The organism is Agriterribacter humi (assembly GCF_009192765.1).
GTDB lineage: Bacteria > Bacteroidota > Bacteroidia > Chitinophagales > Chitinophagaceae > Agriterribacter > Agriterribacter humi.
The window spans coordinates 26,049-35,130 of the sequence record NZ_VOHQ01000022.1 but is presented as its reverse complement, the minus strand read 5'-3'; the positions used below and the strand labels follow the sequence as shown (position 1 = coordinate 35,130).

General features: G+C 42.3%; 7 protein-coding genes and 1 pseudogene. 1 reads left to right on the top strand and 7 read right to left on the bottom strand.

The genetic code is table 11. The features are described from left to right. From FRX45_RS23665 to FRX45_RS22700, 5 genes and pseudogenes are all read right to left on the bottom strand, one after another. Positions 1-87: pseudogene (locus FRX45_RS23665) on the bottom strand (biopolymer transporter ExbD); the annotation flags it as partial. Positions 88-311: 224 nt separating this feature from the next. After that, the gene (locus tag FRX45_RS22715; protein WP_152270780.1) at positions 312-1,139 is read right to left on the bottom strand and encodes an energy transducer TonB; all 828 of its coding nucleotides are present in this window, start codon (positions 1,137-1,139) and stop codon (positions 312-314) included. A 56-nt stretch (positions 1,140-1,195) separates the two neighbouring features. Continuing rightward, positions 1,196-1,732: an ExbD/TolR family protein gene (locus FRX45_RS22710; protein WP_152270779.1), complete on the bottom strand. Its 537-nt coding sequence runs from the start codon at positions 1,730-1,732 to the stop codon at positions 1,196-1,198. Positions 1,733-1,780: 48 nt separating this feature from the next. Continuing rightward, positions 1,781-2,443: an ExbD/TolR family protein gene (locus FRX45_RS22705; RefSeq protein WP_152270778.1), complete on the bottom strand. Its 663-nt coding sequence runs from the start codon at positions 2,441-2,443 to the stop codon at positions 1,781-1,783. 64 nt (positions 2,444-2,507) lie between these two features. Next, positions 2,508-3,374, bottom strand: coding sequence for a MotA/TolQ/ExbB proton channel family protein (locus FRX45_RS22700; RefSeq protein ID WP_152270777.1), 867 nt, complete (start codon positions 3,372-3,374; stop codon positions 2,508-2,510). 311 nt (positions 3,375-3,685) lie between these two features. On the opposite strand from FRX45_RS22700, the gene FRX45_RS22695 reads away from it, so the two are divergent. After that, positions 3,686-6,235, top strand: a complete 2,550-nt coding sequence (locus tag FRX45_RS22695; RefSeq protein WP_152270776.1) for a zinc-dependent metalloprotease — start codon at positions 3,686-3,688, stop codon at positions 6,233-6,235. Between the two features lie 92 nt (positions 6,236-6,327). Here FRX45_RS22695 and FRX45_RS22690 read toward each other — a convergent pair whose 3' ends face one another. Further along, on the bottom strand, positions 6,328-7,605 hold the full coding sequence (locus FRX45_RS22690) for an ABC transporter permease (protein ID WP_152270775.1): 1,278 nt from the start codon (positions 7,603-7,605) through the stop codon (positions 6,328-6,330). Positions 7,606-7,682: 77 nt separating this feature from the next. Further along, positions 7,683-9,056: an NADH-quinone oxidoreductase subunit N gene (locus tag FRX45_RS22685; protein WP_152270774.1), complete on the bottom strand. Its 1,374-nt coding sequence runs from the start codon at positions 9,054-9,056 to the stop codon at positions 7,683-7,685. Positions 9,057-9,082 lie beyond the last annotated feature (26 nt).

The window sequence follows — 9,082 nt, the reverse complement described above, 5'->3', positions numbered from 1 at the left end:
CAGTTGCATAGCCGACGGTTTGCTTACCACCGAATTAAAAATAAAAAATGTAATGAGCAAAAACCCCAGGTCAACCATGGGTGTCATGTCTATGCGTAATGCCCTGGCTAAAGAAGCGCCATGTTTTGATTTGCCCTCGGCAGGAAGATTAAAATCGGCCATATGCATGTTTACCAATAAGACTGGAATGCCAGGGATTTTCCATAAACTATTTCATGTCTTTTTAGAACAGTTCATATAAAAAAAGGTCCCCGCTGTTTTACAACAACGGGGACCGTATAAACATGATTATTACAAAAAAACAACTACGCTTATTCTTCTGCGATCTGGAAGGTAACCGGCTGCTTGCGGTACGCTTTTACCTTACGTCCGTTCTGTTCTGCAGGCGTCCATTTGGGCCCCCTTTTAATGGCATTTACACAAATTTCGGCCAACTTGGTTCCTTTCATAGTCAGCGCTTCTACTTCGCTTATATTTCCTTCCCTGTCCACAATAAACTGAACCACACAGGTACCTGCTTTACCGGCATCCTGCAATTCATCAATATAGCGGTTTATTTCCCTGGAAATATATTTTGACCAGGCTTTGTCTCCGCCGGGAAATTTGGCTTCAATTTCCACTTTCTGAAACACTTTATCTTCATCGTCTACTACCGGCGCTGCTACCACCCCACCCTTGTCTTCAACTGGGGGAGCAACTATTCCCAGGTCTTTTATACCTTCCTGGTTAATGGTACTGATCGTAGCTTCTTTGAGCTCTTCAATCTCCTTCATTTCTTCTTCCGGCTGCACCTCTTCATCTTTTACCACTTTTGGCGGGGTAAATTTGGCCATTTCTATCTTTGGAGGATCTGGTGGCTTTGGGGGTGGTGGAGGTGGCGGTTCAATCGGCTTCTCCTCCTGCACATTCGTCAATTCCACATCTTTAGCTTCTATTACCACTGCTTTTTTGGGACCTTCAAATTTGGCGCCCAAAATGGAAATCAGCATAATAAGTACGGCCAGTGAAGCTGTAATGATCAATGCAGTAGTAAGCCTCTTGTTGTATTTTGTACGCAGTTCATAAGCGCCATAGCTTTTATTTCTTCCTTCAAAAATTATATCAAGAAGGCTGGCACTTGGTATTTTGCTTACATCCATGATGATCTTTTTTATTTAAATATAAGATGCGGGGATTTGTATAAATCCATAAACTTTTACTGAATATTATTGGCCTTTTCGGTAGCCACCAATAATTCATTTTCAACAGGTGAAATGGACACCAATGCATATTTTTTTACTTCATTGATAGACATTTCATCTAAAATAGCCACTACATTCTTGTAATTGGCTTCATCATTGGGTTTAATTACCACTACAAAATCCTCGGGTTTGGTGGATTTCTTTTTAGTGATAATCACTTCCCTTACTTTTTTATAGTCGGTAGCCTGAATTTTAGTAGGATCATCCCCTTCATAATAATACAACCCGTCTGATTTGCCCAGCATAATCGTTAAGGCTCCGGAAGCTTTCACCTTGGTTTGTTCTTCCAGGTTTTCGGTATCCTTAGGCATAATCAATTGCATAGCCGTAGGCTGTGCCATGGTAGTAGAAAATATAAAGAAGGTGATCAGCAGAAATCCGAGGTCCACCATGGGTGTCATATCTACCCTGGTAGAAAGTTTCTTGGCTTTTTTGACCCCTGGTCCTTTTTTACCATGACCACCACTATCTGATACATCTAAATCTGCCATAAAACTGATTTTAAATGATTAAATATATTTCATGCCTGCAGGTAGCTTTTAACTGCCGCCAGCCTTTTTAATGATATCCTGCCTGGAATTCCAAAGCGGCGATCCCACGGGAGCATCCTGGAATTTGGTAACCAGTTGAAACTTGTTGATATCATTCCGCTTAAACGCTTCCAGCACATTTTTAACTACCGGAAATTTTGTTTCGTTGTCCGCTTTTATCAACCAGGTTATTTTTTTACCGGCATAGGTTGATTTCGCATCCCTTACCCAGTAATACAGTTCCCCGCCGGTAGAATCCGGAACGGGAATACCCGGCTGCCTTACATTCTTTTGTTGTTCAGGATCCATGGACAATAATTGTTTCATGCCTGCAAAAGGAACGCCCATACTGGGAGAATTGGTAAAAGACTTGATATTGGCCGGACTAAGCCCCAGTTGCCTGGTTTCATTTAAGTTATTGGCTATAGATTCACGCGCTTTGGGGTCGTCCAACTGAACAAAAACCCTTCCCTCCTTATCTATTGTTACCAGAAAAGCATCCATTTCAGGCACTTTATCAGCCGAAACGGAACTGGGGAATTTAACTTCCACGGGTTCTTCGGGCTTAAACTTGGTAGCAAGAATGAAAAAGGTAAGGATCAGAAACGACACATCCACAAAGGCGGTCATATCTACCCATGTACTTTTCCTTACTATTTTAGCTTTAGGCATTTCGCAAAAATTTTAATTGACTTATAAGATGCAATACCGCTCACTTTCCATACATTTTCCCACTTTATTTATACTGGGAAGCAAAGCTCTGTGTAAGGGTAAATCCAGATTCGTCAATACCATATGTAATTCCGTCAATCTTAGTTGTAAACACATTATACATAATAAGGGCAAAAGCTGAAGTAGCAATACCTAATGCAGTATTGTATAATGCTTCGGCAATACCAACTGCCAGTTCTGCAGCAGCGCCGGCGCCACCTTCTTCACCTAATGCTCCGAACGATTTGATCATACCCATTACTGTACCCAGCAGGGCCACCAATGTACCTACAGAAGTAAGTGTTGATAAGAAAACAAGATTTTTTTGCAGCATAGGCAATTCCAGGGCAGTAGCTTCCTCTACTTCTTTTTGAATAGCCATTACTTTTTGATCGGTAGTGAGCTCAGAATCAGAAATCAGCTCTTTATAACGGCGAAGACCTGCTTTCATTACATTTCCTACAGAACCCTGCTGCCTGTCGCATTCTGCAAGGGCCGCATCTACATTTTTGTTAGCCAGGTGGTATTGCACTTTCCTAACAAACTCAGAAATAGATCCTTTACCTGTTGATTTATTGATGGTAAGGAAACGCTCAATGGAAAATACAATAACCATCAAAAACATTCCGATAAGTATCGGTACAATAATTCCACCTTCATACATACGGTGCCAGGGGCCCAAAGGTCCTTTATGGGTAGGCCAAAATCCGCCTTCGGGATCGGGCTTGGAAAAGCCAGCATCACTGCCCAAAATAAATCTCCAGATAATATACCCTGCAATAATACATACAATTGGAGCGAGCCATGAAATAATATTGCTTCCCCCCTTAGGTTGAACTGATGTGGATGCCTTCACTGCAGATGCGGTTGCGGTTGGTTTAGTTTCAGCCATAACTCTTGTTTTTTTGAATTAAAGATTTTACAATTTTTAAAGTGTGTGGTTTTGATTCACAATTCTACTGAAAAAAAAATTTAAAATGTTTAAATGTCAGTAGAAAAAATTTTATTTGGGAGGCACAATATAGCAAATTTCTTATACCAAACAACAGATTTACATTTTGTTTTTATAACCTCAATCGGTTACCAGTATAGTTTGTGTCAGCCCGGCGAATATCTTTGCAGCAGTAATATACCCGGTTATATAAAAAACCGTATGATTTTTATGTTATCAGTAATTTCATCCCTAAATCAAATATCATCGGCATGCACATCAAACGTTTAGCTTTAGCCTGTTTACTGCTTGTTGCAGCTTCTTCAATAACCGCGCAGAATAAAAAAAAGTCTACTCCGGCGTCCGATTCAGCACTTAAAGCTCCCGCTCCTCCCGTTAAACCTAAAAGCGGGCCAAAACCATACAAAGAAATTATTACGGCTAAAGCCAAAACAGACAGCGGGCTGTTTCTGGTACATAAGCTTGAGGACAAGTATTATTTTGAAATAGGGGATTCCCTTTTAGGCAGGGATATTTTGGTGGTAAACCGCATTTCAAAAGCCGCTGCCGGTATGCGTAATTTTTTCTTTGGTTATGCCGGCGACCAGATTGGAAGCAATGTGATCCGTTTTGAAAAAGGGCCCAATAATAAATTGTTTCTCAAAAAAGTTTCTTTCGATGAAATATCAAAAGATTCAACACAGGCGATGTATAAAGCTGTTACCAACTCTAACGTACTGCCTATTATGGCAGCATTTGATATTAAAGTTCTTCCTACAGATTCTACAGGAACCGTAATAGATTTTACAGATTATATTTCCGGTGATAATGATGTATTGTTTTTTTCAGGAAACGCTAAAAATGCTTTCCAGGTTGGCGCTTACCAGTCAGACAAATCCTATATCAACGATGTAAAGAGTTATCCTGTTAACATAGAGATCAAAACAGTAAAAACATACAGTAAGGGAGGCGGAAGCAGTCTTACAGCCAGGACACCCGGGGCAGGCGGCTCCGCACCAAATGTGTTGTATACCCTTGAGCTCAACAGTTCAATGGTATTGTTGCCGCAAGCGCCGGCCAGGCAACGTTTTTTTGATCCAAGAGTAGGCTATTTTGCCAGGAGCTATACCGATTTTGACGCCAACCCCCAGGGTGTAAAGGATATTTCCATCATCGTTCGCTGGAAACTGGAGCCCAAAGCCGAAGATGTGGAGAAGTACAACAGAGGAGAGCTGGTAGAACCTAAAAAGCAGATCATATATTATATTGACCCCGCTACCCCCAAAAAATGGGTGCCTTATCTTATTCAGGGTGTTAACGACTGGCAGACTGCCTTTGAGAAAGCGGGCTTTAAAAATGCTATTGTTGCCAAACCGGCGCCGGCACCCTGGGAAGATTCAACCTGGAGCCTCGAGGATGCCAGGTATTCCGCTATTGTATACAAGCCCTCCGTTGTTGCCAATGCCAGCGGCCCTAATGTGCATGACCCCCGCTCCGGCGAAATATTAGAAAGCCATATCAACTGGTATCATAATGTAATGAACCTGTTGCGCAACTGGTATTTTATTCAATGCGCACCCACAGATCCGCGGGCACGCAAAATGGAATTCAGCGATGAACTTATGGGACAGCTCATCCGTTTTGTATCGTCTCATGAAGTGGGACACACCCTTGGCCTCCGCCACAATTTTGGTTCGAGCTCCTCCGTGCCTGTTGAAAAACTAAGAGATAAAGCCTGGGTGGAAGCCAACGGGCATACGCCTTCTATTATGGATTACGCCCGTTTTAATTATGTGGCGCAGCCGGAAGACAGCATCTCCGAAAAAGGTTTATTTCCACGTATAGGCGATTATGATAAATGGGCAATTGAGTGGGGTTACAGGTGGTATCCCAAGGCCGCTACCCCTGAAGCCGAAGTACCTGTTCTGAATAAACTGACCATAGAAAAATTAAAAGATAAACGGCTTTGGTTTGGTACAGAGTCGAATGCCGATGACCCGCGTTCACAAAATGAAGATCTCGGCGACAACGCTATGAAAGCGGGGACTTATGGTATTAAAAACCTGCAGCGCATTGTTCCCCACCTCATGGAGTGGACAAAAGAAGCAAATACAGACTATCAAAACCTTTCGGATTTATATACCCAGTTAACTATTCAATATGGACGCTATATGGGTCATGCGGCTAAAAATATAGGCGGCATATATGAAACGCCTAAAACAGTAGAACAGCAGGGACCGGTATATGCTTATACTCCAAAGGTTGTTCAGAAAGAAGCGATGGCTTTTTTGAACAGGCAATTGTTTATTACACCAACCTGGCTTATTGATACAGCTATTCTTAACCGCATTGGTACTACAGGAGTATCCGTGGTGAGCGACCGGCAGGATGCCGTTTTAAACCGCCTGATCAGCACCAATACCATAAGTAAATTGCTGAGCATGGAAGCCGAGCTGAATAACAATGCTTATAAAGCAGCAGATATGCTCAACGAACTGAAGCGGGGTGTATGGAGTGAACTTGCAGCAAGGAAGCCGATCGATATTTACCGGCGCAATCTCCAAAAATCGTATGTGGAAAGAGTTGGACAAATTGTTAACCCGCCTGTATTTTCGGGCGCGGGCATTTCTTTTCGCATTGGCGCTCCCGCAGCAATGACAGACACCCAAAAAAGTGATATCATTTCCGTACTAAAGGGTAACCTCCGTTCTTTACAGGCAGAGATCAAAGCCGCATTGCCTGCTATCAGCGACAGGATGACCAGGTATCATTTGCAGGATGTAAACGACCGGATTGAAAAAATACTGGATCCAACAAAATAGTGCTGTCTCAAACGTGAAACCTGCCAGCCGGCAGGCTGGCGTGAGAAGTGAAAGATGGTGAATTGTGAATAGTGAGAGGTGAGTTGTACTCACTATTCGTAACGCAGGGCTACAATAGGATCCAATTTTGAAGCTTTCCATGCGGGGTAGATACCTGCTGCCAAACCCACAGCAGAACAAATAAGAATAGCAATCAGTATCAATAACCAGGGTACAAAAAACGGAACCTTCATCAGCATACCCACCAGGTTGCCAACAATAATGCCCAGTATAATACCAATAGCAGCGCCCATTAAACTGATGAGTATTGACTCAAAGAGGAATTGCTGGCGGATGTCCTTCTTTTTGCCTCCAAGTGACTTTATTAATCCTACTTCTTTTGTTCTTTCTGTTACCGCTACCAGCATAATATTCATGAGCCCTATGGCCGCCCCTATAAGGGTTATAAATCCTATACCGCCAGCCGCAAGGGAAATGCTTCCCAGCAACCCGATAAAAGTTTCGGCCAATGCATCACTTTTATCAATATAAAAATTACTTTGTTCTGTTGTGGTAAGATTACGGATAGGACGGAATACGCCTTCGGCTTCTCCAATGGCATCATTCAACTGGTCAACATTATCTACCTGCACACCTATATAAAAGGAAGCATTTCCAACAGAAAATAAACGCCGCATGGTATTATAGGTAGTAAATACTGCGTTATCGGCCCGCATAAACGAACTGCTTCCCCTGCTTTTTAAAACGCCTATCACCCTGAACTTGTTGGCGCCTACACGTATAATATTATCCAATGCGCGTTCCACTCTTTCGCCAAAAAATTTTTTTGCTACATCATAACCCAATACACATACATTTCTTCCGCTTTCAATATCCAGCCGGTTAAAATCGCGCCCATACTCTACTTCGTAGCCATTTAATGCAAAATAATTTTCATCACCTCCTGATACACGCACATTGGGATTTGTTTTTTTATTTTCAAAAAAAACAGTTTGGTCGCCTACGCCACCCAACCCTATGCTTACTTTTGCCGGGTAGCTGTACCGCTCTTTAAATGCTTTGGCCTGCTCAAAGGTTATGGGTTTGCCGGTGTTGGATTTTTTTACCTTTTTATTGCTGCTGCTGGTTTTGGTAACATCGCCTCCCCCGTCTCCAAAGCGGATCTGCCTATCTCTGAAACGGATGCTGAAGGAATTGGCGCCCATGGTGGCGAAGCTGTCTTTTAAACTGGAGTTCATTGCCTGTATGGCGGTAATAATGCCAACCAGCGCCATTATACCAAATGCAATAATGGCAACGGTAATGCCTGTGCGGAGCTTATTGCCGCGTATGGTTTTGTATGCCAGCGCAATGGTATCCTTAATATTCATGCCTGCGTAATGAAATTTAAAATTACGTATACATATTCCATCTGCAAAATGCCTTGTGACGAATGGAGCAGCTAATTCTAATAATACAGGCCTTTCAACAGCAAATTGGGGAACATACCTAAAATAATAATAAGCGCAGCGGTAATAATCAGAGTAGCTTTAAAAACAGTAGAAACCGGCTTAACCTGCGCATCCCCTTCTTTAAAATACATAGACTGGATAACACGGAAATAATAGTATGCACTTACAGCCGCCATTAGTACGGCAAAGATAACCAGCCATAAGTGGTTACCACTTTTTACAGCACCCACGAGCATATAATACTTGGCAAAAAAGCCTGCAGTTAAGGGAATCCCCGTAAGCGAAAGCAGGAAAACAGTATTGGTTAATGCCAGTAAGGGCTGCGTTTTGCCCAGCCCGTTAAAGCCCTCCAGCGAAAAGTCTTTCATTTTGGCCAATACGGCAAAGCTTCCTATTGTAGCCAAACTGTAAGCCGCTGCATACAATATCAACCCCTCCCGGACAAAAGTATTCAATCCAAATAATGCAAACATCATAAAGCCGGCGTGCGCTACGCTTGAGTAGGCCAACATACGCTTTACACTTTGCTGAAAAACAGCGGTAATATTCCCTATGAATAAAGTAGCGGCGGTAAGTAAGGCAATCAATAATTGCCATTGGGCATGAATTTTACCAAAGGCATTATCAAACAAATGAAGGAATGCCACGAAGGATGCAACCTTAACAATTGTAGCCATAAAAGAAGTAACCGCCGTAGGGGCACCATCATACACATCGGGCACCCAAAAATGAAAGGGCGCCGCACTTACTTTGAATGACATGGCAATCATCAGCAACACTACTCCGATAACGATCATAGGCTGCAATGCTGCAATACCCAGGTTCATGCCTTCAATGTAAAAAGTGCCGGTAGCCCCGTACAAAAAAGCAATTCCCATGAGCATGATACCGGTAGAAAAAACACCCATCAGGAAATACTTGAGTGAGGCTTCATTGCTTTTGAGATTTCGTTTGTCGCTGCCCGCTAATATATACAATGGAATAGTGATAATTTCAATTCCCAGGAACAGCATCAGCAGCGTATTAAAAGAAACCGCAATGCCTACGCCACAAAGCACAAAAAAGATCAGGGCGTAATATTCATATACATCGGGGCCTATTGCTTCCAGTTCCGCTGCATTTAATATAAAAAAGAGAAAGGTACAGGCAAGAACAATAGCATTGAAAATATGGCTGAAAGAAGTAAATTTCAACATTTGCCCAATATCTGCGTAGATATACCAAACATTGTAATATTCAAGAAAATTAACAGTTAGCAGGGCAAGCATTCCCAGCAGGGCAATATACTTTGCCAGGGATTTTTTTTTCATAAAAATTCCACTGAACATCATTACCACACCCCATAAAGCCGATAATATAATTGAACTCATAATATTGTGATAAACCCTTTTTGAGT

Coding starts and splice junctions, on each gene's coding strand:
- FRX45_RS22695 (WP_152270776.1), top strand. CDS start 3,686: ATGCACATCAAACGTTTAGCTTTAGCCTGTTTACTGCTTGTTGCAGCT.
- FRX45_RS22690 (WP_152270775.1), bottom strand. CDS start 7,605: ATGAATATTAAGGATACCATTGCGCTGGCATACAAAACCATACGCGGC.
- FRX45_RS22705 (WP_152270778.1), bottom strand. CDS start 2,443: ATGCCTAAAGCTAAAATAGTAAGGAAAAGTACATGGGTAGATATGACC.
- FRX45_RS22710 (WP_152270779.1), bottom strand. CDS start 1,732: ATGGCAGATTTAGATGTATCAGATAGTGGTGGTCATGGTAAAAAAGGA.
- FRX45_RS22700 (WP_152270777.1), bottom strand. CDS start 3,374: ATGGCTGAAACTAAACCAACCGCAACCGCATCTGCAGTGAAGGCATCC.
- FRX45_RS22715 (WP_152270780.1), bottom strand. CDS start 1,139: ATGGATGTAAGCAAAATACCAAGTGCCAGCCTTCTTGATATAATTTTT.
- FRX45_RS22685 (WP_152270774.1), bottom strand. CDS start 9,056: ATGAGTTCAATTATATTATCGGCTTTATGGGGTGTGGTAATGATGTTC.